Here is a 24655-nt window from a genome sequence, read left to right as displayed (position 1 = left end):
GAGCGCCATCAGTACGAACAATGGCAAGCTCGCCAAGCTCCCTGAGGGAGTCGGCAAAAGCTGTAGTAAGACGGGAGCGTAGTCTACCCGAAAGGCCTTACCAGCTCAAACCTTGCGCGCCGATAGGCGGCGACCAGTGCAGGCGCGCCCCGCAAGCCTCGATTCCTGGCGACTGCGTCAGGTTCGCCACCGCCATCAGCTCATCGCCATCGAACAGCAGCGGCAGGCGTGGGCGCACAAATGCCGGTACGCGCATTTCATTGAGCAGGCGCTTGAGATCGCGCCTGCCACGCTCGGGCACCTGCAACGACTCACCGCCCTGGCGATAGCGCAAGTGCCAGCGACCTGGCGGCAGTTCGCCCCGTAAATGCACACAACCGTTACCGGGCAGCTCGATAGGCTCGGAAAACGAGCCACAGGGAAGATCGAGCGGCTCTAACGGCTGCAGCCACTCACCGCCAAGCCACCAGAGCCGACCATCGGCACGGTGCAGCTCACCATCGGCCAGTCGCCAGATCGGTGATGCATCCCCACCCGCATCACGCAGGTCACACCAACCCGCCCAATGATCGCTATCGGGCATACGCGTCAATGGGGCCAACCAGTGGCGCAACAAATTGCGCTGGCGCGCCTCACTCAACGCAGTTACAGCCGGTAGTTGCAGCGATGGCAACGGCAGCCAGGCAAACGCTGAGCCGCCACGGGCAGCGGCAAGATCGATCTCGGCCAATTCATTCAGCAGCTGCTGCGCCTCAGACAGATGATCTGCGCAGCGCACCAGACTGCTCGACACTTGCGGCCAGCGCTGCGCCAGTAATGGCATCACTTGTCGCCGCAGGAAATTGCGACTGAAGCGCTCATCGGCATTGCTCGGATCCTCGATCCAGCAGAGGCCGTGGATCTGCGCATAGGCCTGTAAGTCGCCCCTGGAGCAGTCGAGTAGTGGCCGAACCAGGTTGCCCGGCCCCAACGAGCGGCTTGCCGGCATGGCTGCCAGTCCACGCACACCCGCCCCACGCAACAAACGAAACAGCAGGGTCTCGGCTTGATCGTCACGATGCTGAGCGCTGAGCAACACCTCGCCCAGCTTAAGCCGTTCGCTGAAAGCCTCATAGCGCGCACGCCGCGCAGCCTGTTCAAGGCTGGCACCTGATGCGACCTGAACCCTGACGACCTCTAGAGCAATGCCCAACTGTTCACAGACGCGTGCGCAATGCCCAGGCCAAGCATCGGCTGCCGATTGCAGGCCATGATGGACATGAACCGCAGAAAGCGGCGGCAATTGCTCATGCCGAGCCCAATCGGCGAGCAGATGTAGCAATACGCTGGAGTCCAGGCCACCAGAGAAGGCGATGCGCCAGACAGGAGCCGCTCGCCAGGGCTGCAAGGCTTGGCGCAAGCGAAGATCGAGAGCAGTCATCGTTCAAGCTTAAACAACAACGGGCCCGAAGGCCCGTTGAGATGTACGCAGAAAGAACTCAGGCGATGCCATAACTCATCAGGCGCTCGTATCGACGCTTGAGCAGCGCGTCGGTGTCGTGCTTCTGCAGGCTGGCCAGTTGCTTGGTCAGTTCTTGACGGATCGACTCGGAGGCGGCTGCCGGATCGCGGTGAGCACCACCCAGCGGCTCGCCGATCACCTGATCGACGATACCCAGATCCTTCAGGCGCTCGGCGGTGATGCCCATGGCTTCGGCGGCATCCGGCGCCTTCTCGGCGGTACGCCAGAGAATCGAGGCGCAGCCTTCCGGCGAGATCACCGAGTAGGTGGAGTACTGCAGCATGTTCAGTTGGTCGCAGACGCCGATGGCCAGTGCGCCGCCAGAACCACCTTCACCGATGACGGTGGCGATGATCGGGGTTTTCAGGCGTGCCATAACGCGCAGGTTCCAGGCGATGGCTTCACTCTGGCCACGCTCCTCGGCATCGATACCCGGATAGGCGCCGGGGGTGTCGATGAAAGTGAGGATCGGCATCTTGAAGCGCTCAGCCATTTCCATCAGGCGGCAGGCTTTGCGATAGCCCTCGGGGCGCGGCATACCGAAGTTGCGGCGCACCTTCTCACGCACTTCACGGCCCTTCTGATGACCGATGATCATCACCGGCTGGTCGCCCAGACGAGCAACGCCGCCGACGATGGCAGCGTCGTCGGAGAAATGACGATCACCATGCAGCTCGTCGAACTCGGTGAAGATGTGCTGGATGTAATCCAGGGTGTACGGACGGCGCGGATGGCGAGCCAGTTGGGCGATCTGCCAGCTGCTCAGGTTACCGAAGATGCTTTCGGTCAGGGCACTGCTCTTGTCCTGCAGGCGGGCAATCTCGTCGCCGATGTTCAGCGAGTTGTCGTTACCAACCAGGCGCAGCTCTTCGATCTTGGCTTGCAGGTCGGCGATCGGCTGTTCGAAATCGAGGAAATTCGGGTTCATAGTCATCCGTCTTGCGTCGACGGCCAAGTGGCCGGGGAGCTTGTATCCATTAGGCGCCCTACCTTAAGGGATAGGACGCAGCGGGTCGACACCCGTTGGTGTCGATGCCAACACAAAGGGGCAATTGCCCCTCTTGCATCAGCGGTAGTGCAAAAAGACGTTGTCGCGCCCGAACTGGTCACGCAATGCCTGAATCAAAGTGTCGGCCGGGTCGATCCGCCAGGCGTCGCCAAACTGAAGCAAGGCGCGTGCCTCCTCGCCACTGTAGTCCAGCGTCACCGGGCAAGCGCCCTTGTGCTTGCTGCACAACTCAGCCAGCCAGCGCAGGCGATCGCCCTTGAGCGCCTCACTGGCGACCTTCACCCGCAGGCTGTCGGCAAGGCCGGTACGCGCCTCTTCCAGGCTCATCACGCGCTTGGCGCGCAGGCGCAGGCCACCGGAGAAGTCGTCGTTGCTGACCTCGCCCTCGACCACCACCAGCGCATCGTTCTGCAACAGCGCCTGGTTGCTGGCGAAGGCATCGGCGAACAGCGAGGCCTCGATGCGCCCGGAGCGGTCGTCGAGGGTGATGAAGCCCATCTTGTCGCCCTTCTTGTTCTTCATCACCCGCAGGTTGACGATCATCCCGGCAATGGTCTGAGTGTCGCGCGCCGGCTTCAGTTCGACGATGCGCTGGCGGGCGAAACGACGGATCTCACCTTCATACTCGTCGATGGGGTGGCCGGACAGGTAGATGCCCAGGGTGTCCTTCTCGCCTTTCAGACGCTCCTTGATCGGCAGTTCGCGCGCCTTGCGGTGGTTGGCGTAGACGTCTGCCTCGGGCTCGGCGAACAGCCCACCGAACAAGTCCATATGGCCGCTCTCGGCACTGCGCGCGGTCTGCTCGGCGGACTGCACGGCCTCCTCCATCGACGCCAGCAGCACGGCGCGATTCTTGTCCACGCTGGCCTGATAAGCCTTGAGCTCATCCTGGTAGTACGGGCCGAGGCGATCCAGCGCACCGCTGCGAATCAAGGCTTCGAGGGTACGCTTGTTGATGCGCTTGAGGTCGACGCGGTTGCAGAAGTCGAACAGATCCTTGAACGGCCCGCCTTCGGCGCGGCATTCGACGATGGCCTCCACCGGCCCCTCGCCCACGCCCTTGACCGCACCGAGGCCGTAGACGATACGGCCATCGTCGTTGACGCTGAACTTGAACTCGGAGACGTTCACATCTGGCGGTTCGATGCGCAACTTCATGTTGCGGCACTCTTCCACCAGGATCACCACCTTGTCGGTGTTGTGCATATCCGCTGACAGTACGGCGGCCATGAACGGCGCCGGATAATGCGCTTTCAGCCAGGCAGTCTGGTAGGAAACCAGGCCGTAGGCGGCCGAGTGCGACTTGTTGAAGCCATAGCCGGCGAATTTTTCCACCAGGTCGAAGATGTTACCTGCCAGGTCGGCATCGATGCCGTTGTTGGCACAGCCTTCAATGAAGCCCCCACGCTGCTTGGCCATCTCCTCGGGTTTCTTCTTACCCATGGCGCGGCGCAGCATGTCTGCGCCGCCGAGGGTGTAGCCCGCCATCACCTGAGCGATCTGCATCACCTGTTCCTGATACAGGATGATGCCGTAGGTGGGCTTGAGCACCGGCTCCAGACCAGCGTACTGATAATCCGGGTGCGGGTAGGACAGCTCGGCACGGCCGTGCTTACGGTTGATGAAGTCGTCCACCATGCCGGACTGCAGCGGGCCGGGGCGGAACAGCGCCACCAGTGCGATCATGTCTTCCAGGCAGTCGGGCTTGAGCTTCTTGATCAGCTCCTTCATGCCGCGCGATTCGAGCTGGAAGACCGCGGTGGTCTCCGCCTTCTGCAGCATGTCGTAGGTTTTCTTGTCATCCAGCGGGATGAAGTCGATGTTGACCAGTTCCTCATCCGGTGCACCGTCGCGCTTCTGGATACGGTGGATGGTTTCCAACGCCCACTTGATGATGGTCAGGGTACGCAGACCGAGGAAGTCGAACTTGACCAGGCCGGCCTGCTCGACATCGTCCTTGTCAAACTGGGTCACCAGGCCACCGCCCTCCTCGTCACAGGCGATCGGCGAGAAGTCGGTGAGTTTGGTCGGCGCGATCACCACGCCCCCGGCGTGCTTGCCGGTACCGCGCACCACGCCTTCGAGCTTGAGCGACATGTCCCAGATTTCCTGGGCTTCCTCGTCGTTCTTGAGGAAGTCGCGCAGCGGCTCCTCCATCTCGTAGGCCTTTTCCAGGGTCATGCCCACTTCGAAGGGGATCATCTTCGACAGTCGGTCAGCCAGGCCATAGGACTTGCCCTGCGCCCGCGCCACGTCGCGCACCACCGCCTTGGCCGCCATCGAGCCGAAGGTGATGATCTGGCTCACCGCGTTGCGCCCGTACTTCTCGGCCACGTAGTCGATCACCCGGTCGCGGCCATCCATGCAGAAGTCGACGTCGAAGTCGGGCATGGAGATCCGTTCGGGGTTGAGGAAGCGTTCGAACAGCAGGTCATAGGCCAGCGGGTCGAGGTCGGTGATCTTCAATACGTAGGCCACCAGGGAACCGGCACCCGAACCACGGCCTGGGCCGACCGGCACGCCGTTGTTCTTGGCCCACTGGATGAAGTCCATAACGATCAGGAAGTAACCGGGGAAACCCATCTGGATGATGATGTCGAGTTCGAAGTTGAGACGGTCGATGTAGACCTGCTTCTTCGCTTCGTAATCCGGCGTGTCCTTGGGCAGCAAAACTTCCAGACGCTCTTCCAGCCCCTCGAAGGAAGCGTGACGCAGGTAGTCGTCGATACCCATGCCATTGGGCGTGGGGAAGTCGGGCAGGAAGTACTTGCCGAGCTGCACCTCGATGTTGCAGCGCTTGGCGATCTCGACGGTATTCTCCAATGCCTCGGGCAAGTCGGAGAACAGCTCCCACATCTCGGCGGCGCTTTTCAGGTACTGCTGATCGGAGTAATTCCGCGGTCTGCGCGGATCGTCCAACGTGCGCCCCTCACCGATGCAGACACGGGTCTCGTGGGCCTCGAAGTCGTCCTGCTTGATGAAGCGCACATCGTTGGTCGCCACCAGCGGCGCCTCGACGCGATCGGCCAGGGCCACAGCGGCGTGCAGGTATTCCTCGTCGCCGACACGGCTGGTGCGCTGCACTTCCAGATAGAAACGATCCGGGAAAACCGCCATCCATTCGCGCAGGCGCGTTTCAGCCAGCGCTTCGTCACCGGCCAGTAATGCCATACCGACCTCGCCCTCGCGAGCGCCGGACAGCGCGATCAAACCTTCCGCCGCATCCTTGACCCAGTCGCGCTGGATGATCACCAAGTCGTTGCTCTGCCCTTCAGACCAGCCACGGGAGATCAGCTCGGTGAGGTTGCGGTAGCCCTTGGCGTTCATCGCCAGCAGGGTCAGGCGCGTCAGCGGGCCGTCTTCCTCGGCGCTGGCCATCCAGATATCGGCGCCGCAGATCGGCTTGACCCCGGCACCCATGGCGGTCTTGTAGAACTTCACCAGCGAGCACATGTTGCTCATGTCGGTGACCGCCACCGCCGGCATGCCGGCCCCCGCGACGGCCTTGATCAGCGGTTTAACCCGCACCAAACCATCGACCAGGGAGTATTCGGTGTGCAGACGCAGGTGGACGAACGCTTGAGTCATGGGCGGCCTTGCAGGTGAAAACGACAAAGCGCGGATTGTAGCCTAAGAGGGTCTGGCTGAGGGCCAGAGGTTCAACAGGGATGGCATATCCCGGATTGCATCCGGGCTACGCAGCTACACGTTTTCCAACAAAGCGCGCACCGGGGCGAAGGAACGTCGATGAATCGGCGTCGGCCCCAGGCGCAGCAGGGCCTCGAGATGAACGGGCGTGGGGTAGCCCTTGTGGCCGGCGATGCCGTAACCAGGATAGAGGCGATCCATCTCGACCATTTCGCGGTCGCGACTGACCTTGGCCAGAATCGAAGCGGCGGCGATGGCCGGCACCCGGCTATCGCCCTTGACCACCGGCGCGCTCGGCACTGCCAGTTTTGGGCAGCGATTGCCGTCGATCAGTGCCAGTCTGGGTGTCACGCTCAGCCCTTCGACGGCACGCTGCATGGCCAGCATGGTGGCATGCAGGATATTCAACCGGTCGATCTCCTCGACCTCGGCGCGAGCGATGCACCAGGCCAGGGCTTTTTCGCGAATCTCGTCGAACAGCGCTTCGCGACGCGCCTCGGAAAGCTTCTTCGAGTCGTTCAGACCAATGATCGGCCGCGCCGGATCGAGGATCACAGCCGCCGTGACCACCGCGCCACAAAGCGGGCCACGGCCGACCTCATCGACGCCTGCAACCAACTCCTCGACCAGCGTGAAATCAAGCCCCAGTTGCATCAGCCGCGCCCTGCCAATTTGAGCACGGCATCGGCAGCCGACACCGAAGCGTCGCGACGCAACGCGCGGTGAATCACGTCGAAGCCTTCGGTCTGTACCTGGCCACCGTCGATCAACGGCGCCACGGCCTGCGCCAGAGCCTCAGGAGTCGCCGCATCCTGAATCAGCTCAGGCACCAGCAGGCGCTCGGCCAGGAGATTGGGCAGTGAGATATAGGGACTTTTCACCAGGCGCTTGAGGATGCGATAGGTCAGCGGCGCCACACGATAAGCCACCACCATGGGGCGCTTGTACAGCAGCGCTTCCAGAGTCGCGGTACCGGAGGCAATCAACACCGCATCGCAAGCTGCCAGCGCCTCGTGGGAACGGCCGTTGAGCAGGGTCAGGGGCAAATCGCGCCCGGCCAGCATCTGCTCCAGCTGTTCCCGACGCTCGGGCGTAGCGCAAGGCAGCAGGAAACGAATGCCAGGACGAAGTGCACGCAAACGAATCGCCGCATCGAGAAACAGCTCACCGAGACGCGCGACCTCACCACCACGACTGCCGGGCATCAAGGCCACCACGGGCTCATCCTGCGGCAGATCCAGCGCCTCGCGCGCAGCAGCACGATCAGCCTGTGGCGCAATGGCATCGGCGAGCGGATGGCCGACGAAGCGCACCGGCACCTGATGCGCGTCATAGAACTGCGCCTCGAAGGGGAACAACGTCAGCATCAGGTCGCAGGCTTCACGAATCTTCAGCACCCGCTTCTGCCGCCAGGCCCAGACCGAAGGGCTGACGTAGTGCACGGTCTTGATCCCAGCGCGGCGCAGCTTGAGCTCCAGCCCCAGGTTGAAATCAGGCGCATCGATGCCGATGAACACGTCGGGCTGCGCGGCGATCAGGTCACGGGCGAGCTGACGGCGACGGCCAAGCAGTTCGAACAGACGGCCAAGCACCTCGACCAGGCCCATGACGGCCAGGCGTTCCATCGGGAAATAGGATTTCAGGCCTTCGGCTTCCATGCGTGCACCACCGACGCCAATGAACTCGGCATCCGGGTGACGCGCTTTGAGGGCCTGCATCAGGCCAGCACCGAGAATATCACCGGACGCCTCACCAGCGACCAGTGCGACGCGAAGAGGTCTAGTCATGAGAATCAGCGGGTAATGCCGCGCGTAGAGGCCTGGATGGAATCGCGAAAGATCGCCACTTCCGGGAACTGGGCGGCAGATTCGGCCAATTCGGCCAGCGCCTGCTCGACGGTCAGCCCCTGGCGATAGACCAGCTTGTAACCCTTGCGCAACGCGGCGATGGCCTCGGCAGAAAAGCCGCGACGGCGCATGCCTTCGAAGTTCATGCTGCGCGCTTCGGCCGGGTTGCCGAAGACGGTGACAAACGCGGGGACGTCCTTGCCAATGGCAGTGCCCATGCCGGAGAAGCTGTGCGCACCGATATGGCAGAACTGATGCACCAGGGTATAGCCAGACAGAATCGCCCAGTCATCGACCCAGACATGCCCGGCCAACGCCGTGTTGTTGACCAGAATGCAGTGGTTGCCGATTACGCTGTCATGGCCGATGTGGGCATAGGCCATGATCAGGTTGTGATCACCAAGGGTGGTTTCGCTGCGATCCTGCACGGTACCACGGTGAATGGTCACACCTTCACGGATGGTGTTGTGATCACCGATCACCAGGCGAGTCGGTTCGCCCTTGTACTTCAGATCAGGCGTGTCTTCACCAATCGAAGAAAACTGGTAGATGCGGTTGTGCTTGCCGATCACTGTCGGCCCTTTGAGCACTACGTGCGGGCCGATGACTGTACCCTCGCCGATTTCCACATCGGGCCCGACAATGCTCCAAGGGCCGACGACGACGTCGTCGGCCAATCTGGCACTGGGGTCGATGATCGCGCGGGGGTCAATCGAACTCATAGCTTGCGTTCCGCACAGATGATTTCAGCGGAGCAGACTTCCTTGCCATCGACAGTGGCGCGGCACTCGAATTTCCAGATGCTGCGACGGTCGCTCAGGTACTTGGCCTCCAGCACCAGCTGGTCACCGGGGGTAACGGGAGAGCGGAAACGCAGCTTGTCGGAGCCGACGAAATAGTACAGGGTGCCATCGGCCGGCTTCACGCCCATCATCTTGAAACCGAGGATACCGGCGGCCTGAGCCATGGCCTCGATGATCAGCACGCCCGGCATGATCGGATGCTCGGGAAAGTGACCGTTGAAGAACGGCTCGTTGATGCTGACATTCTTGTAGGCGCGAACAGTCTTGCCTTCGACGTCCAGGTCCACCACACGATCCACCAGCAGGAACGGATAGCGGTGCGGCAAATATTCACGAATTTCGTTGATGTCCATCATGTCCGGTTAAGCCTGTAAGAAAAGAAAAGAGCACGGCAACGCCGTGCTCAGGCATCAGATGAGACGTTTGCCGCTTGGGTCACGGCGGCCAGCTGTTTTTCCAGCTCACGCAGACGTTTGGCCATCTCGTCCAACTGACGAATACGGGCAGCGCTCTTCTTCCACTCGCCCGCCGGCTGCATGGCGGTACCGGAAGAATAGGCACCCGGCTCGGTGATAGAGCGCGTCACCATGGTCATACCGGTGACGAACACGTTGTCGCACACCTCGATATGGCCGACCATGCCGACACCGCCGGCGATCATGCAGTTCTTGCCGATCTTGGTACTACCGGAAATGCCGCAGCAGCCTGCCATGGCGGTGTTGTCACCGATCTGCACGTTGTGCGCGATCATGATCTGGTTATCCAGCTTCACGCCATTGCCGATCAGGGTATCGGACAACGCACCGCGATCCACGGTGGTATTGGCGCCGATCTCGACGTCATCACCGATGGTCACGCCACCGATCTGCGCGATCTTCTGCCAGACGCCCTTCTCGTTGGCGAAGCCGAAACCTTCACCGCCGATCACGGCACCGGATTGAATCACCACACGTTTGCCGATCTGCACGTCGTGATACAGCGTCACGCGCGGAGCCAGCCAGCCGCCATCGCCAATCACGCTGCGCGCACCAACCACGCAATGCGCGCCAATGCTGACCTCGGCACCAATGCGGGCGCCGCTCTCGATGACCGCGTAGGCACCAATGCTGGCGCTAGGATCGACCTGAGCATCATCTGCGACCTGTGCAGTGGCATGAATACCAGCGGCGGCCTTGGGCTTGCGATCGAACAGGTGAGAAAGCTGAGCATAAGCCAGATAAGGATTGGCCACGATCAAGGCATCGCCAGCGTAACCGTCGGCATCTGCAGCGGTCAGCAGCACAGCACCGGCCTGGGTCTGGGCCAGAAACTTGCGGTACTGGGCATTGGCCAGGAAGCTCAACTGTTCGGGCCTGGCCTCCTGTAAGGTGGCCAGGCCCGTGATGACCTTACCTTGGGCGCCACGCAAGGTGGCGCCCAAGCGCTCAGCCAATTGGCCGAGGGTAATTGTCACAGTCATGCTTAACGCATCTGATTCATGCGCTCGATGACTTGGCGAGTGATGTCGTACTGAGGTTTGACCTCGATCACTGCACCGCGCTCGAGCACCAGGTCGAAGTTACCGTTCTTGATGACTTCTTCGACCGCCTTGTCCAGATTCGGCTTCAGCTTGGCCAGCATTTCGCGGTCAGCGATGGCCTTGGCTTCATTGAGCTCCTTGGACTGGAACTGGAAATCACGGGCCTTTTGCTTGAATTCGAGCTCGAGGCGCTCGCGTTCGGCCTGCTGCATCTTCTCGCCATCTTTGACCATGCGATCCTGGATGCGCTTGGCGTCGCTTTCCAGAGTCTTGAGCTTGTTCAGCTGCGGGCCGAATTTCTTCTCGGCATCGACGGCGTAACGCTTGGCTGCATCCGACTCGAGCAGCGCCATCTGATAGTTCAGCACGGCCACCTTCATTTCAGCGAACGCCGGAGTGGCGATCAGAGCGGCGGTGAACAGAACCAGTTGAGTCAACTTACGCACAATGCACTCCTGCAACAAAACTGTTGGCTTTCGGTGGTACGGGTTTAGAAAGTTTGACCCAGGGAGAACTGGAATACCTGGGTATCGGCATCATTAGGCTTCTTGATCGGCATGGCCAGGCTGAAACTCAACGGGCCGAGTGCGGTGATCCAGGTCAGACCAACACCCACGGAGCTGGCCATGCTGCTGAAGTCGATGTTACAGCTGTCGCTCAGGCGCTTCTGCGTCGAGCTGCAGTTGGTGTCGAATACGTTACCCACGTCCCAGAACAGAGCAGTACGCAACGAGCGCTGATCCTTGACGAATGGCAGCGGGAAAAGCATCTCGACACCGCCTTGCACCAGCACGTTACCACCGAACGGCAGCGGATCCTGATCCGGGTCACGCAGGGTGCCTGGCTTGGTACCGGTGCTCGGAGTACTACGTGGGCCCAGGCTGCTGTCTTCGAAACCACGTACCGAGTTGAAACCACCGGCGTAGTAGTGCTCGTAGAACGGCAGCTCAGCAGTGGAGCCGTAGCTGTCGCCGTAACCCAATTGGGTGTGGAAACGCAGGGTGTAGTTGTCGCTGATCGGGGTGAATATCTGGCCACGGTAGTCGAGCTTGTAGAACGACAGGTCGCTACCCGGCAGGGTGGTTTCCAGCACCAGGCTTTGCGAATGACCACGGTTGGCCAGCACACCACGGTTCAGAGTCGACTCGGACCAACCGATCGAACCCTTGAAGTTCAGGTAGTTGTCGCCTTCGGCATCGATGAAATCGAAGATTTCATCAACGGTGTAACGACCGGTATCGATGCTGTCCTGCTGCACGGTCAGACCATAAGTCAGACGCGAAGTCTCGCTGATCGGGTAACCGATGCTGATACCAGCACCCAGGCTGTCCACCGAGTAGCTGGATACATCGACATCGAGCTCATCGTAATCGGTGGTGCGATAGAAGGCGTTGTAGCCCAGGCTGACGCCATCGACCGTCCAGTAGGGGTCAACGAAGCCGAAGCTGTACCGGGTCTGGTATTCACTGCGGGTCAGACCGATGCTGACGCGGTTACCGGTACCCAGGAAGTTGTTCTGGCTGATCGAGCCGCCCAGGATCAGACCAGCGTTCTGCGCGAAACCAACGCTGGCGGTGATGGAACCGGACGGTTGTTCTTCGACGCTGTAGTTGACGTCGATCTGATCGTCGGTACCCGGCACTTGCGGAGTTTCGACGTTGACTTCCTTGAAGAAGCCCAGACGCTCGAGGCGAACCTTGGATTGGTCGATCAAGTAGGTCGACGCCCAGCCACCTTCCATCTGGCGCATTTCACGACGCAGCACTTCGTCCTCGGACTTGGTGTTGCCACGGAAGTTGATGCGGTTGACGTAGGCACGCTTGCCCGGGTCGACGAAGAAGGTGATCGACACGCTCTTATCGTCGTCATGCGCTTCCGGCACGCCGTTGACGTTGGCGAAGGTGTAACCCTCGTTACCCAGACGGCGGGTGATCAGCTCGCTGGTAGTGGTCATGATCTTGCGCGAGAAGACCTGACCTTCCTTGACCAGCAGCAGAGCGCGAACATCTTCTTCCGGCACTTTGAGGTCACCAGACAGCTTCACTTCACGGACGCTGTACTTCTCACCTTCTTCGACGTTGACGGTGATGTAGACGTGCTTCTTGTCCGGGGTGATGGATACCTGAGTGGAGCTGATATCCATGTTGATGTAGCCGCGATCCAGGTAATAGGAACGCAGGCGCTCGAGGTCACCGGACAATTTCTCGCGGGCGTACTTATCGTCGTTCTTGAAGAAGGACAACCAGTTGGTGGTCTTCAGCTCGAACAGGTCGCTCAGGTCTTCATCGGAGAAGACGGTGTTGCCGACCACGTTGATGTGGGAAATGGCGGCGACGGTGCCTTCGTTGATGGTGATTTTCAGCGCCACGCGGTTACGCGGCTGCGGAATCACCTCGGCTTCGATCTCGGCCGAGTAGCGGCCCTGAGCCACATACTGACGTTGCAACTCGTTGCGCACGCCTTCGAGGGTCGCACGCTGGAAGATCTCGCCTTCGGCCAGACCGGACTGGTTCAGGCCCTTGAGCAGGTCTTCGGTGGTGATGGCCTTGTTGCCCTCGATCTCGATGCCGGAGATGGAAGGACGCTCGACCACGGTGATGACCAGCACATCGCCATCGCGACCGAGCTGGATGTCCTGGAAGAAACCGGTACGGAACAGGGAACGAGTCGCGTCGACCAGCTGACGATCATCGATGCGCTCACCGACGTTCAGCGGCAGTGCACCAAACACGCTGCCAGCGGAAACCCGCTGCAGGCCGTTGACGCGTATATCGGAGATGGTGAAGGACTCGGCGTGAACTTCGGCGATCATCAATGCGGACAGTACCGCAGGTAGCAGCAGACGTTTCATGAAGTCCTTTCTTATTCCAACTGACGATAAAAACTGCCGCGTAAGGCGACACTTGTAAATCTCAAGAACGTAATTCAGCAATGCTTACAGACGGCTGAGATCGTTGACCAGGGCCAGCAACATGACCCCGATGACCAGACTGATACCAATCTGCATCCCCCAACCCTGAACCCGCTCAGACAAGGGGCGACCACGCACCCACTCGACCAGATAAAACAGCAGATGCCCACCATCCAGTACGGGAATGGGCAGCAGATTGAGAACACCCAGGCTAATACTCAGATATGCAAGGAATTTCAGGAAATCCCCTACCCCCGACTCAGCCGAAGCGCCCGCCACTTTAGCAATGGTTATCGGCCCACTCAAGTTTTTTACCGAGAGCTCCCCGAACAGCATTTTCTTCAGCGAATCGAGGGTCAACAGGCTCATCGCCCAGGTTTGCCGAGCCCCTTCGGCAATACCTTCGAGCGGCCCGTAACGCACTTCGCGCAACATCTCGGGCGGCCATTCAACGCCCTGTACACCGGCCCCCAGATAGCCACTGCGGGCCTCACCCTCGCCACGCGAAGCCAGGGTCAGCGCGACATCGCGCGCCTGCCCGTCACGATCGATACGCAGGGTGATCGCCTCGCCCGGCAAGGCGCGTACACGGTCGACCAGAGCCTGCCAGTCAGCCAGTGACTCCCCATCAAGCGCCAACAAACGATCCCCAGCCTGCAAACCCGCGGCCTGCGCCGGCCCTTGCGGATCGAGCTCAGCCAGCACCGGTTCCAGGGCCGGGCGCCAAGGACGGATACCCAGCGAGCCAATCGGGTCGGGCTCATCAACACCGCGCAGCCAGTTATCCAACTGCACCTGCTTGGGCGTCTCGACCGTGGAGCCAGGTTCCAGCACACGCAGATTCAGCGTGCCGCTCTCGCCAAGACGGCGAATCAACTGCAGATTGACCGCAGCCCAGCCACTGGTGGCCTCACCATTGACCGCAACGATCTCCTGCCCTGCCTGCAGGCCAGCTGCTTGCGCCATGCTGTCCGGCTGCACGGCACCAATAACAGGACGCACCTGCTGACTGCCCAGCATGGCGACGAACCAGAAGAACAGTAACGCCAACAGGAAGTTGGCCAGAGGGCCGGCGGCCACGATGGCGATGCGCTGGCGCACGCTTTTACGATTGAAGGATTGCTCGACCAACTCCGGCGGTACATTGCCTTCGCGCTCATCGAGCATTTTGACGTAGCCGCCCAGCGGAATGGCGGCAATCACGAATTCGGTGCCATGCCGATCATGCCAACGCACCAGCGGTGTGCCGAAACCGACCGAGAAACGCAGGACTTTCACCCCACAACGGCGGGCAACCCAGAAGTGCCCATACTCATGAAAGGTGACCAACACACCCAGAGCAATCAGGGTGCCGACCAGCATGTACAACCCACTCATTTCTCTCTCCAGCCCTTAGAGCCTGCTCAAAGCCAGCTGCGCGTCGGGCCTGCCGTGTTAAGAACAGGCTCAGAATACTCACTTACAGCCCGTAAAGTCGGTCGCGACCCCGGCCGTTCTTCGCCTGTTTTTTGGGGGCCACCATCGGTATTGCATGCCTCTAGCTCGCAAGGCTTTGAACAAACCCCATCAGCAGCGGGCGAGCCACTCACCGGCCAATACGCGCGCCTGGCGGTCGACCTCGAACACCACGTCGAGCGCTTCGACTGCCTGCACGGGCTGCGCGTTCAACACGGACTCAATCATACGCGCGATATCGCTGAAACGGATGCGCTGCTGCAGGAAGGCCTCGACAGCTACCTCATTGACCGCATTGAGCATGGCCGGCGCACTACCACCAGCCTGAGCAGCCTCGCGCGCCAGACGCAGGCAAGGGAAGCGCTGCTCATCCGGACGCTCGAAATCCAGGCGACCGACGGCAAACAAGTCCAGCGGCGCAACCCCGGAATCGATACGTTGCGGCCAGGCCAGAGCATGAGCGATGGGCGTGCGCATATCAGGGTTGCCCAACTGGGCCAGCACCGAACCATCGACGTAATCGACCAGGGAATGAATCACGCTCTGCCGATGGATCACCACCTCAATCTGCTCAGGACGGGCGTCGAACAACCAGCAGGCCTCGATCATCTCCAGGCCCTTGTTCATCATGCTGGCCGAATCGACGGAGATCTTGCGCCCCATCGACCAGTTCGGGTGAGCGCAGGCCTGTTCCGGCGTGACATGCTCAAGATCCGCCAATGGCGTCTCGCGAAATGGCCCACCGGAGGCCGTCAACAACACACGCCGCACACCGACCGCTTGCAGGCCGCGCGCGTAATCGCCCGGCAGGCACTGAAAAATAGCGTTGTGCTCGCTGTCGATTGGCAGCAGAACTGCACCGCTACGCTTGACGGCCTGAATGAACAGCGCACCAGACATGACCAGCGCTTCCTTGTTCGCCAGCAACACCTTCTTGCCAGCCTGCACGGCAGCCAGAGTCGGCCTCAGCCCGGCAGCGCCAACGATCGCCGCCATCACGCAATCGACCTCTGCCGCAGCGGCGATGGCACACAGCCCTTCTTCGCCAACCAGCACTTCGGTCGTCAGACCTGCGGCGCGTAGGCTGGCTTGCAGCGTCTGCGCCGAACCGGCATCAGGCACCACCGCATAACGCGGGCGATGTTGCTGGCAGAGCGCGCCCAGCTCCGCCAGACGTGAAAAACCGCTCAATGCAAAAACGCTGTAGCGCTCGGGATGACGCGCGATCACATCAAGCGTGCTGAGACCGATGGAGCCGGTTGCCCCCAGCACGGTAACGAGCTGCGGAGCGCTCACAGCGAACCCCAGCCAGCCAGCCACAGCAGCGCCGCGAACAGCGGAATCGCCGCCGTCAGACTGTCGATGCGATCCAGCACCCCACCATGCCCCGGCAACAGATTACTGCTGTCCTTGATACCGGACTGACGCTTGAACATGCTCTCGGTCAGATCGCCAACCACCGAAATCAGCACCACCAGCGCCGCACCACCGAGTGCCAGCAGCAGGCCGGAAACAGACCAGCCTTGCTGCAAACCCACCAGCAGCGTGATCAGCAGGCTGGCAGCGAGGCCGCCATAGAGCCCTTCCCAGCTCTTGCCTGGGCTGACCTTGGGCGCCAGCTTACGCTTGCCGAAGGTCTTGCCGGCGAAATAGGCACCAATATCCGCGCCCCACACCAGCACCATCACGGCGATGATCAAAGCGTTGGCCTGCGGCCATTGCTTGAGCAGTACCAATCCCTGCCAGGCGGGCAACAGGATCAGCAGGCCGATCAGCAAACGCCCGGGCAAGCCGCCCCAGTAACGACTGCTATCGGGATAGCCGAGCACCAGCCAGATCGCGGCCAACCACCAGAGCACCGCCAACAGCAGCAACACCGGCGCGAGGGCCGGTAGCAGATAGATCACCACCAGCAAGGCCGCGACCACTGCCGCATACCCCACCCGCAGCGCCTGAGCCTCGAAACCCGCCAAACGCGCCCACTCCCAGGCGCCCAAGGTCACCACTGCACCGATGAACAAGGCGAAGGCGAGGCCGTCGAGCAGGAAAAAACCGCAAAGGGCGATGGGCAGCAGTATCAGCGCTGTAATTATTCGTTGCTTGAGCATTAGGAGCGCGCCTCAGCCTCCACCTGCTCGCTGGTCTTACCGAAGCGACGCTGGCGGGTGGCGAAATCGGCCAGTGCTTTGCGCATGGCCTCGTGCTTGAAATCCGGCCAGTAGAGGTCGGAGAAGTACAGTTCGCTGTAAGCCAACTGCCAGAGCAGGAAATTGCTAATGCGATGTTCACCGCCGGTGCGGATGCACAGATCCGGAAGCGGCAGATCACCAGTCGCCAGACAGCCCTGCAGCAGTTCAGGCGTGATGTCCTCCACCTGCAGATGCCCAGCTTGCACCTCGCGCGCCAGGCGCTGCGCGGCCTGAGCGATATCCCACTGGCCGCCGTAGTTGGCAGCCACCTGCAGGGTGAAACGACGCTCACCCGCAGTCAGCAACTCGGCCTCACGCATGGCCGCCTGCAACTCAGGGTGAAACCGCGAACGGTCACCGATGATGCGCAAGCTGATGTCGTTATCCCGCAGGCGCTTGGCCTCTCGGCGCAGCGCGCCCAGAAACAGTTCCATCAGCGCCCCAACCTCTTCGGCCGGGCGCTGCCAGTTCTCACTGGAGAACGCGAACAGGGTCAGCACCTCGACACCCGACTCAGCACAGACCTCGATCACCGCACGAACCGCGTCGACCCCAGCCTTGTGCCCAGCCACACCCGGCAACAGGCGCTTCTTCGCCCAACGGTTGTTGCCATCCATGATGATGGCGACATGCCGCGGCACTGCCCCCTGTTTGTTTTTGTCCATGTATGGGCGCTCAGCCGTCAAACGGCCATCAGATCCGCTTCCTTGACCTCTAGGGCCTTATCCACATCGCCGATGAATTTGTCGGTGATTTTCTGCAGCTCGTCAGCAGCACGACGCTCTTCGTCTTCGCTGATTTCCTTGGCCTTGGACAGCTTTTTCAGGTCGGCCAGGGCATCACGACGCACGTTGCGCACGGCAACCTTGGCATCTTCAGCCACGCCACGTGCCTGCTTGGTGTAGCCCTTGCGAGTTTCCTCGGTCAGAGCCGGCATCGGCACGCGGATGGTAGTGCCAGCGCTGCTTGGGTTCAGGCCCAGGTCGGAAGTCAGAATCGCCTTCTCGATGGCGGCGCTGAGATTCTTGTCATGCGCGACGATCTTCAGGGTACGGGCGTCCTCGACGGTGATCGCTGCAACCTGGTTCAGCGGCATGTCACTGCCCCAGGCCGGCACCTTGATGCTATCGAGAATGCTCGGATGGGCACGACCGGTTCGAATGGAGGCCAGGTTACGACCCAGCGCTTCCAGGGACTTGCTCATGCGTTCCTGAGCGTCTTTCTTGATGTCGTTGATCATTGTGCATCCTCCTCGATCAGAGTTCCTTCGGCGCCGCCCACTACAACGTTCAGCAGAGCGCCTGGCTTATTCATGTTGAAGACCCGCAGCGGCATGTTGTGATCACGGCACAGGCAGATGGCGGTCAGATCCATCACGCCCAGCTTGCGATCAAGCACCTCGTCATAGGTCAGGCGCTCGAATTTCTCGGCATGTGGATCCTTGAACGGGTCGGCAGTGTACACGCCATCGACCTTGGTCGCCTTCAGCACCACGTCGGCATCGATCTCGATGGCACGCAGGCAGGCTGCAGAGTCGGTGGTGAAGAACGGGTTGCCGGTACCGGCAGCGAAAATCACCACCTCGCCGGTCTTCAGGTGGCGCATGGCCTTGCGGCGGTCGTAATGGTCGGTGACGCCGACCATGGAGATCGCCGACATGACGATGGCCGGGATGTTCGAGCGCTCCAGCGCATCACGCATGGCCAGGGCGTTCATCACCGTTGCCAGCATGCCCATGTGGTCGCCGGTCACTCGATCCATGCCCGCGGCGGACAGGGCCGCACCGCGGAACAGGTTGCCGCCACCGATCACCAGGCCGACCTGCACGCCGATGCCGACCAGTTGACCGACTTCCAGCGCCATGCGATCGAGCACCTTGGGATCGATGCCGAAATCTTCCGAGCCCATCAGGGCCTCGCCGCTAAGTTTGAGCAGAATGCGTTTATAGCGAGGTTGGCGACCAGTCGTCTGCTGAGCCATTGCAAGTCTCTCCTGCGGCGGTATGAATGCTGTAGCAGCACCTTGGCACTGCGTTTGTCCGGCACTTCGACAGTGCCAGCGGCCGTTCGTTGGATACGACCACTACTTATTAGTAGCCCTTATTCGGCAAAGAGGCCGCCCGCGCAAACGGGCAGCCTCTCTGGGGACACATACCGAACAACCGATTACTGCTTGCTGGCAGCAACCTGAGCGGCAACTTCGGCAGCGAAGTCAGTCTCGGCCTTCTCGATGCCCTCGCCCACTTCGTAACGAACGAAGGAAACGACTTCAGCGCCGGCTTTCTTGACCAGGTCACCGACCTTGACTTCCGGATCCATGATGAAGGCTTGCTCAACCAGGCTGGCTTCAGCCAGGAACTTGGCGATACGGCCTTTGACCATGTTCTCGACGATGTTTTCCGGCTTGCCAGCAATCTTCTCGGCGTTCAGTTGCAGGAAGATTTCTTTTTCCTTGGCAACCAGCTCTTCGGAGACCTGATCCGGCGATACAACGGCCGGGTTGGAAGCAGCAACGTGCATGGCAACGTGCTTGGCCAGTTCGTCGTTGCCGCCTTTCAGGACAACCAGAACGCCAATGCGGTGACCGTGCAGGTAGGCACCAACGGTTTCGCCGGTAACGGCAGTCAGGCGACGGATGTTGACGTTCTCGCCGCACTTGGCAACCAGAGCCTCACGAGCGGATTCGCGCGAAGCGATCAGCGGAGCGGCGTCGGTCAGGTTCTGCTCGAAGGCTTCGTCCAGGCTTTCTTTCACGAAACCTTTGAAGTCGTCCTGCAGAGCCAGGAAGTCGGTCTGCGAGTTGACTTCGATGATCAGGCCACGGCCGCCTTCGACACGAACGGCGATGGAGCCTTCGGCGGCGATGTTGCCAGCCTTTTTGGCAGCCTTGATGGCGCCGGAAGCGCGCATGTCATCAATGGCCTTCTCGATGTCGCCACCAGCGGCAACCAGAGCCTTCTTGCACTCCATCATGCCTTGGCCGGTACGCTCGCGCAGTTCTTTAACCAGGGCTGCAGTAACTTCTGCCATCTTGAAAATCCTCTTTGGTAGGTCTTCAACCATTCACCCGCATGGCGGGCGATCAAATCTGTGAGTGGCAAAAAGGGGGCTTAGCCCCCTTCTTGCACAGCGCGTAACGCTAGATGCTTTGCGTTACCGCTTAGCCTTCGGCGCTCTCGGCAGCTGCGGCTTCTTCGACGAACTCTTCAGTCGCGCCGCCAGCGTTGCTGCGACCACGGATCACGGCGTCGGCCATGGCACCCATGTACAGCTGGATGGCGCGGATGGCGTCGTCGTTACCCGGGATGATGTAGTCAACGCCTTCCGGGCTGCTGTTGGTATCGACGATGCCGATAACCGGGATGCCCAGTTTGTTGGCTTCGGTGATAGCGATGCGCTCGTGGTCAACGTCGATCACGAACAGTGCGTCCGGCAGGCCGCCCATGTCCTTGATACCGCCCAGGCTGCGATCCAGTTTTTCCAGATCACGCGAACGCATCAGAGCTTCTTTCTTGGTCAGCTTGGCGAAAGTACCGTCCTGGGACTGAACTTCCAGCTCACGCAGACGCTTGATCGAGGCGCGGATGGTTTTGTAGTTGGTCAGCATGCCGCCCAACCAGCGGTGATCGACGAACGGCGAGCCGCAACGAGCAGCTTCTTCGCGAACGATCTTGCCAGCGGAACGCTTGGTGCCGACGAACAGGATCTTGTTCTTGCCAGCAGCCAGCTTCTCAACGAAAGCCTGAGCTTCGTTGAACATCGGCAGGGTTTTTTCGAGGTTGATGATGTGAATCTTGTTACGCGCGCCGAAAATGTACTTGCCCATTTTCGGGTTCCAGTAACGAGTCTGGTGGCCGAAGTGCACACCGGCCTTCAGCATATCGCGCATGTTGACTTGGGACATGATAGTTCCTTGATAAGTCGGGTTAGGCCTCCACGTATCCCAGCTTCCAACCCTCGAACTTGTCGAAAGGCACCCAGGAAACCGTGTCGATACGTGTGTGGGTTTGAGCTTTCGGACGTACCGCCCGTAAAGCGGCGCGTTTTATACCACACAAAGCCGCGACAAGCTACAAACCTCACGCCACAACACCTCATCACCGGCATGTCACTTGCTTCGCCCTTCGCTGCCTGTGGGGCTTGCGCCGCGTAGCTGTTAATATAAGCGCCTTTTCCGTGTGCACCCGAGAGCCCGATATGACCGTCACCCTCAAATCCCCCGAAGAAATCGAGAAAATGCGCGTGGCTGGCCGCCTGGCCGCCGAAGTGCTGGAGATGATCGGTGAGCACGTCAAACCGGGCGTCACCACCGACGAGCTGGATCGCATCTGCCACGACTACATCGTCAACGTGCAGAAGGCCATTCCCGCCCCGCTCAACTACAAGGGCTTCCCCAAGTCGATCTGCACCTCGATCAACCACGTCGTCTGCCACGGCATTCCCAACGACAAGCCGCTCAAGGACGGCGACGTGCTGAACATCGACGTCACTGTGATCAAGGACGGCTACCACGGCGACACCAGCAAGATGTTCATGGTCGGCAAGGTCGCCGAGTGGGCCGAACGCCTGGCCAAGATCACCCAGGAATGCATGTATAAAGGCATCGAACTGGTCAAGCCGGGCGCTCGCCTGGGCGATATTGGTGAAGTGATCCAGAAGCACGCGGAAAAGAATGGTTTCTCGGTCGTGCGTGAATACTGCGGCCACGGTATCGGCGCAGTCTTCCATGAAGAGCCGCAGGTACTGCACTACGGCAAGGCCGGCACCGGCATGGAGCTCAAAGAAGGCATGACCTTCACCATCGAGCCGATGATCAACCAGGGCCGCCCGGAAACCCGCCTGCTCGGCGACGGCTGGACGGCCATCACCAAGGATCGCAAGCTCTCGGCACAGTGGGAGCACACCGTGCTGGTCACCGCCGATGGTTACGAGATTTTCACCCTGCGCAGTGATGACACCATCGCGCGCACCTCGGCTGGTCACTGACTCGCAGGGTGCGCCATGCGCACCATGAACCGAAGCGCTGCGCACAGCGCGCACCCTACGACCTCTATATAAGGAAGGCACCTGCATGCCGCAGATGGACCCCGAACTGTTTGACCCCGGTCAGTTCCAGGCCGAGCTGGCCCTCAAATCCAGCCCCATCGCCGCATTCAAGAAAGCCATTCGTGGCGCGCACGAGGTCCTGGATGAGCGCTTTCGCAGCGGACGCGACATCCGCCGCCTGGTCGAGGACCGCGCCTGGTTCGTCGACCAGATCCTGCAGGAAGCCTGGAAACGCTTCACCTGGAGCGAAGACGCTGACATCGCCCTGCTCGCCGTTGGCGGCTACGGGCGCGGCGAGCTGCACCCCTACTCCGACATCGACCTGCTGATCCTCCTCGACAGCGCCGACCACGAGATCTTCCGCGAGTCCATCGAAGGCTTCCTCACCCTGCTCTGGGACATCGGCCTGGAAGTCGGGCAGAGCGTGCGCTCGGTAGAGGAATGCGCCGAAGAGGCGCGCGCCGACCTGACGGTGATTACCAACCTGATGGAGAGCCGTACCATCGCCGGCCCCGAGCACCTGCGCCAGCGCATGCAGCAGGTGACCAGCACCGACGCCATGTGGCCGAGCAAACACTTCTATCTGGCCAAGCGCGAAGAGCGCAAGGCGCGCCACGGCAAGTACAACGACACCGAGTACAACCTCGAACCCAACGTCAAAGGTTCGCCTGGCGGCCTGCGCGATATCCAGACCGTGCTCTGGGTCGCGCGCCGCCAGTTCGGCACGCTCAACCTGCAAGCTCTGGTCGGCCACGGCTTCCTGCTGGAAAGCGAGTACGCCCTGCTCTCCTCCAGTCAGGAATTCCTGTGGAAGGTACGCTACGCCCTGCACATGCTCGCCGGTCGCGCCGAAGATCGCCTGCTGTTCGACCACCAGGCGAAGATCGCCGCCCTGTTCGGCTACAAGGACGGTGAGGGCAAGCGCAGCATCGAGCACTTCATGCAGAAGTACTACCGCGTGGTCATGGGCATCTCCGAGCTGTCCGACCTGATCAACCAGCACTTCGAGGAAGTCATCCTGCGCGCAGGTGAAAGCGGCCCGGCGACGCCGCTGAACAGCCGCTTCCAGGTGCGTGACGGCTATATCGAAGTCACCCACCCGAACGTCTTCAAGCGCACCCCCTTCGCCATCATCGAAGTGTTCGTGCTGATGGCGCAGAACCCGGAGATCAAGGGCGTTCGTGCCGACAGCATTCGCCTGCTACGCGACAGCCGCGACCTGATCGACGACGACTTCCGCAAGGACATCCGCAACACCAGCCTGTTCATCGAGCTGTTCAAGTGCAAGGAAGGCATCCACCGCAACCTGCGGCGGATGAACCGCTACGGCATCCTCGGTCGCTACCTGCCGGAGTTCGGCCATATCGTCGGGCAGATGCAGCACGACCTGTTCCACATCTATACCGTCGATGCGCACACGCTCAACCTGATCAAGCACCTGCGCAAGTTCCGCTGGCCAGAGCTGGCGGAGAAATTCCCGCTGGCCAGCAAACTGATCGACAAGCTGCCCAAGTCCGAACTGATCTACCTCGCCGGCCTCTATCACGACATCGGCAAGGGTCGTGGCGGCGACCACTCGGAACTGGGCGCGGTGGACGCCGAAGCCTTCGCCCGCCGCCATCACCTGCCGGCCTGGGACAGTGCCTTGATCGTCTGGCTGGTGCAGAACCACCTGGTGATGTCCACCACTGCGCAGCGCAAGGATCTGTCCGACCCACAGGTAATCCACGACTTCGCCCAGTTCGTCGGTGATCAGACCCACCTCGACTACCTCTACGTGCTGACCGTGGCCGACATCAACGCCACCAACCCCAGCCTGTGGAACTCCTGGCGCGCCAGCCTGCTGCGCCAGCTCTACACCGAGACCAAACGCGCCCTGCGCCGCGGCCTGGAAAACCCGCTGGATCGCGAAGAGCAGATCCGCCAGACACAAAGCGCCGCGCTGGATACCCTGGTGCGCAGCGGTATCGACCCGGACGACGCAGAACAACTGTGGAGCCAGCTCGGTGACGACTACTTCCTGCGTCACACCGCTGGCGACGTGGCCTGGCATACCGACGCCATCCTCCAGCACCCCAACAATGGCGGCCCGCTGGTGTTGATGAAGGAAACCACCCAGCGCGAATTCGAGGGTGGCACGCAGATCTTCATCTACGCGCCGGATCAGCACGACTTCTTCGCCGTGACCGTAGCCGCGATGAGTCAGCTCAACCTGAACATTCACGATGCGCGGATCATTACCTCGAGCAGCCAGTTCACCCTCGATACCTACGTGGTGCTGGATGCCGACGGCGGTTCGATCGGCGACAACCCGGCGCGTATCCAGCAGATTCGCGCGGGCCTGATCGAAGCGCTGAAGAACCCGGACGACTACCCGACCATCATCCAGCGCCGGGTGCCACGCCAGCTCAAGCACTTCGCCTTCGCTCCGCAGGTGACCATCCACAACGACGCGCAGCGCCCGGTGACCGTGCTGGAGTTGACCGCTCCGGATCGCCCCGGTCTGCTGGCACGCATCGGGCGGATCTTCCTCGAATACGATCTGTCACTGCAGAACGCCAAGATCGCCACTCTCGGCGAGCGCGTCGAGGACGTGTTCTTCGTCACCGACGCCAATAACCAGCCGCTGTCGGATCCGGAGCTCTGCGCCCGCCTGCAGGAAACCATCATCCGCCGCCTGTCCGAGCCCAGCGCTCAACCCACGCAATTTTCCATCTGATTTCCGGAC

20 protein-coding genes are annotated in these 24655 nt (G+C 61.1%); 2 read left to right on the top strand and 18 right to left on the bottom strand.

Annotated features, from left to right (window positions below):
- Positions 1 to 97: 97 nt before the first annotated feature.
- From tilS to rpsB, 18 genes are all read right to left on the bottom strand, one after another.
- The gene (gene tilS, locus HS968_RS08765) at positions 98 to 1420 is read right to left on the bottom strand and encodes a tRNA lysidine(34) synthetase TilS (RefSeq protein WP_182370996.1); all 1323 of its coding nucleotides are present in this window, start codon (positions 1418 to 1420) and stop codon (positions 98 to 100) included.
- A 58-nt stretch (positions 1421 to 1478) separates the two neighbouring features.
- Entirely contained in the window at positions 1479 to 2429 is a 951-nt protein-coding gene (locus HS968_RS08760) for an acetyl-CoA carboxylase carboxyltransferase subunit alpha (protein ID WP_106739572.1), read from the bottom strand.
- 138 nt (positions 2430 to 2567) lie between these two features.
- Positions 2568 to 6098 (bottom strand): DNA polymerase III subunit alpha, encoded by a 3531-nt coding sequence (gene dnaE, locus HS968_RS08755; protein WP_182370995.1) that lies wholly within the window; start codon positions 6096 to 6098, stop codon positions 2568 to 2570.
- A 114-nt stretch (positions 6099 to 6212) separates the two neighbouring features.
- Positions 6213 to 6812 (bottom strand): ribonuclease HII, encoded by a 600-nt coding sequence (gene rnhB, locus HS968_RS08750; protein ID WP_182370994.1) that lies wholly within the window; start codon positions 6810 to 6812, stop codon positions 6213 to 6215.
- Positions 6812 to 7945, bottom strand: a complete 1134-nt coding sequence (lpxB, locus tag HS968_RS08745; RefSeq protein WP_182370993.1) for a lipid-A-disaccharide synthase — start codon at positions 7943 to 7945, stop codon at positions 6812 to 6814. Before lpxB ends, rnhB begins: the two co-directional genes overlap by 1 nt.
- Positions 7946 to 7950: 5 nt before the next feature.
- Positions 7951 to 8727, bottom strand: coding sequence for an acyl-ACP--UDP-N-acetylglucosamine O-acyltransferase (gene lpxA / locus HS968_RS08740; protein WP_182370992.1), 777 nt, complete (start codon positions 8725 to 8727; stop codon positions 7951 to 7953).
- Positions 8724 to 9164: a 3-hydroxyacyl-ACP dehydratase FabZ gene (fabZ, locus tag HS968_RS08735; protein WP_017363778.1), complete on the bottom strand. Its 441-nt coding sequence runs from the start codon at positions 9162 to 9164 to the stop codon at positions 8724 to 8726. The genes lpxA and fabZ overlap by 4 nt, the downstream gene beginning before the upstream one ends.
- Positions 9165 to 9211: 47 nt before the next feature.
- Entirely contained in the window at positions 9212 to 10267 is a 1056-nt protein-coding gene (lpxD, locus tag HS968_RS08730) for a UDP-3-O-(3-hydroxymyristoyl)glucosamine N-acyltransferase (protein WP_182370991.1), read from the bottom strand.
- A 2-nt stretch (positions 10268 to 10269) separates the two neighbouring features.
- Complete coding sequence (locus HS968_RS08725; RefSeq protein ID WP_017674783.1) at positions 10270 to 10773, bottom strand: OmpH family outer membrane protein; 504 nt, start codon at positions 10771 to 10773, stop codon at positions 10270 to 10272.
- A gap of 44 nt (positions 10774 to 10817) precedes the next feature.
- Positions 10818 to 13178 (bottom strand): outer membrane protein assembly factor BamA, encoded by a 2361-nt coding sequence (gene bamA / locus HS968_RS08720; protein ID WP_119693760.1) that lies wholly within the window; start codon positions 13176 to 13178, stop codon positions 10818 to 10820.
- A gap of 84 nt (positions 13179 to 13262) precedes the next feature.
- Positions 13263 to 14615: a sigma E protease regulator RseP gene (rseP, locus tag HS968_RS08715; RefSeq protein WP_182370990.1), complete on the bottom strand. Its 1353-nt coding sequence runs from the start codon at positions 14613 to 14615 to the stop codon at positions 13263 to 13265.
- A gap of 189 nt (positions 14616 to 14804) precedes the next feature.
- On the bottom strand, positions 14805 to 15989 hold the full coding sequence (gene ispC, locus HS968_RS08710; protein ID WP_182370989.1) for a 1-deoxy-D-xylulose-5-phosphate reductoisomerase: 1185 nt from the start codon (positions 15987 to 15989) through the stop codon (positions 14805 to 14807).
- Entirely contained in the window at positions 15986 to 16801 is an 816-nt protein-coding gene (locus HS968_RS08705) for a phosphatidate cytidylyltransferase (protein WP_182370988.1), read from the bottom strand. The genes ispC and HS968_RS08705 overlap by 4 nt, the downstream gene beginning before the upstream one ends.
- Positions 16801 to 17547, bottom strand: coding sequence for a polyprenyl diphosphate synthase (gene uppS / locus HS968_RS08700; protein WP_106739563.1), 747 nt, complete (start codon positions 17545 to 17547; stop codon positions 16801 to 16803). Before uppS ends, HS968_RS08705 begins: the two co-directional genes overlap by 1 nt.
- 17 nt (positions 17548 to 17564) lie before the next feature.
- Positions 17565 to 18122 carry a ribosome recycling factor gene (frr, locus tag HS968_RS08695; RefSeq protein WP_182370987.1) on the bottom strand — a complete coding sequence of 186 codons (558 nt, stop codon included), beginning with the start codon at positions 18120 to 18122 and terminating at the stop codon, positions 17565 to 17567.
- On the bottom strand, positions 18119 to 18862 hold the full coding sequence (gene pyrH / locus HS968_RS08690) for a UMP kinase (RefSeq protein ID WP_004424012.1): 744 nt from the start codon (positions 18860 to 18862) through the stop codon (positions 18119 to 18121). Before pyrH ends, frr begins: the two co-directional genes overlap by 4 nt.
- A 185-nt stretch (positions 18863 to 19047) precedes the next feature.
- Positions 19048 to 19911, bottom strand: coding sequence for a translation elongation factor Ts (gene tsf, locus HS968_RS08685; RefSeq protein ID WP_106739561.1), 864 nt, complete (start codon positions 19909 to 19911; stop codon positions 19048 to 19050).
- 130 nt (positions 19912 to 20041) lie between these two features.
- Entirely contained in the window at positions 20042 to 20785 is a 744-nt protein-coding gene (gene rpsB, locus HS968_RS08680; protein WP_099523488.1) for a 30S ribosomal protein S2, read from the bottom strand.
- A 293-nt stretch (positions 20786 to 21078) separates the two neighbouring features.
- Here rpsB and map point away from each other — a divergent pair, with 293 nt between their 5' ends.
- A complete protein-coding gene (map, locus tag HS968_RS08675; RefSeq protein WP_119693757.1) occupies positions 21079 to 21867 on the top strand; it encodes a type I methionyl aminopeptidase in 789 nt (262 codons plus the stop codon).
- 85 nt (positions 21868 to 21952) lie between these two features.
- Positions 21953 to 24646 (top strand): [protein-PII] uridylyltransferase, encoded by a 2694-nt coding sequence (locus HS968_RS08670; protein ID WP_182370986.1) that lies wholly within the window; start codon positions 21953 to 21955, stop codon positions 24644 to 24646.
- Positions 24647 to 24655: the final 9 nt, after the last annotated feature.

It is taken from the genome of Pseudomonas berkeleyensis (assembly GCF_014109765.1).
In the GTDB taxonomy this organism is placed as follows: domain Bacteria; phylum Pseudomonadota; class Gammaproteobacteria; order Pseudomonadales; family Pseudomonadaceae; genus Aquipseudomonas; species Aquipseudomonas berkeleyensis.
This window is presented reverse-complemented; position numbering and strand designations above follow the sequence as displayed.

Coding starts and splice junctions, on each gene's coding strand:
- tilS (WP_182370996.1), bottom strand. CDS start 1,420: ATGACTGCTCTCGATCTTCGCTTGCGCCAAGCCTTGCAGCCCTGGCGA.
- HS968_RS08760 (WP_106739572.1), bottom strand. CDS start 2,429: ATGAACCCGAATTTCCTCGATTTCGAACAGCCGATCGCCGACCTGCAA.
- dnaE (WP_182370995.1), bottom strand. CDS start 6,098: ATGACTCAAGCGTTCGTCCACCTGCGTCTGCACACCGAATACTCCCTG.
- rnhB (WP_182370994.1), bottom strand. CDS start 6,812: ATGCAACTGGGGCTTGATTTCACGCTGGTCGAGGAGTTGGTTGCAGGC.
- lpxB (WP_182370993.1), bottom strand. CDS start 7,945: ATGACTAGACCTCTTCGCGTCGCACTGGTCGCTGGTGAGGCGTCCGGT.
- lpxA (WP_182370992.1), bottom strand. CDS start 8,727: ATGAGTTCGATTGACCCCCGCGCGATCATCGACCCCAGTGCCAGATTG.
- fabZ (WP_017363778.1), bottom strand. CDS start 9,164: ATGATGGACATCAACGAAATTCGTGAATATTTGCCGCACCGCTATCCG.
- lpxD (WP_182370991.1), bottom strand. CDS start 10,267: ATGACTGTGACAATTACCCTCGGCCAATTGGCTGAGCGCTTGGGCGCC.
- bamA (WP_119693760.1), bottom strand. CDS start 13,178: ATGAAACGTCTGCTGCTACCTGCGGTACTGTCCGCATTGATGATCGCC.
- rseP (WP_182370990.1), bottom strand. CDS start 14,615: ATGAGTGGGTTGTACATGCTGGTCGGCACCCTGATTGCTCTGGGTGTG.
- HS968_RS08705 (WP_182370988.1), bottom strand. CDS start 16,801: ATGCTCAAGCAACGAATAATTACAGCGCTGATACTGCTGCCCATCGCC.
- uppS (WP_106739563.1), bottom strand. CDS start 17,547: ATGGACAAAAACAAACAGGGGGCAGTGCCGCGGCATGTCGCCATCATC.
- frr (WP_182370987.1), bottom strand. CDS start 18,122: ATGATCAACGACATCAAGAAAGACGCTCAGGAACGCATGAGCAAGTCC.
- pyrH (WP_004424012.1), bottom strand. CDS start 18,862: ATGGCTCAGCAGACGACTGGTCGCCAACCTCGCTATAAACGCATTCTG.
- tsf (WP_106739561.1), bottom strand. CDS start 19,911: ATGGCAGAAGTTACTGCAGCCCTGGTTAAAGAACTGCGCGAGCGTACC.
- rpsB (WP_099523488.1), bottom strand. CDS start 20,785: ATGTCCCAAGTCAACATGCGCGATATGCTGAAGGCCGGTGTGCACTTC.
- map (WP_119693757.1), top strand. CDS start 21,079: ATGACCGTCACCCTCAAATCCCCCGAAGAAATCGAGAAAATGCGCGTG.
- HS968_RS08670 (WP_182370986.1), top strand. CDS start 21,953: ATGCCGCAGATGGACCCCGAACTGTTTGACCCCGGTCAGTTCCAGGCC.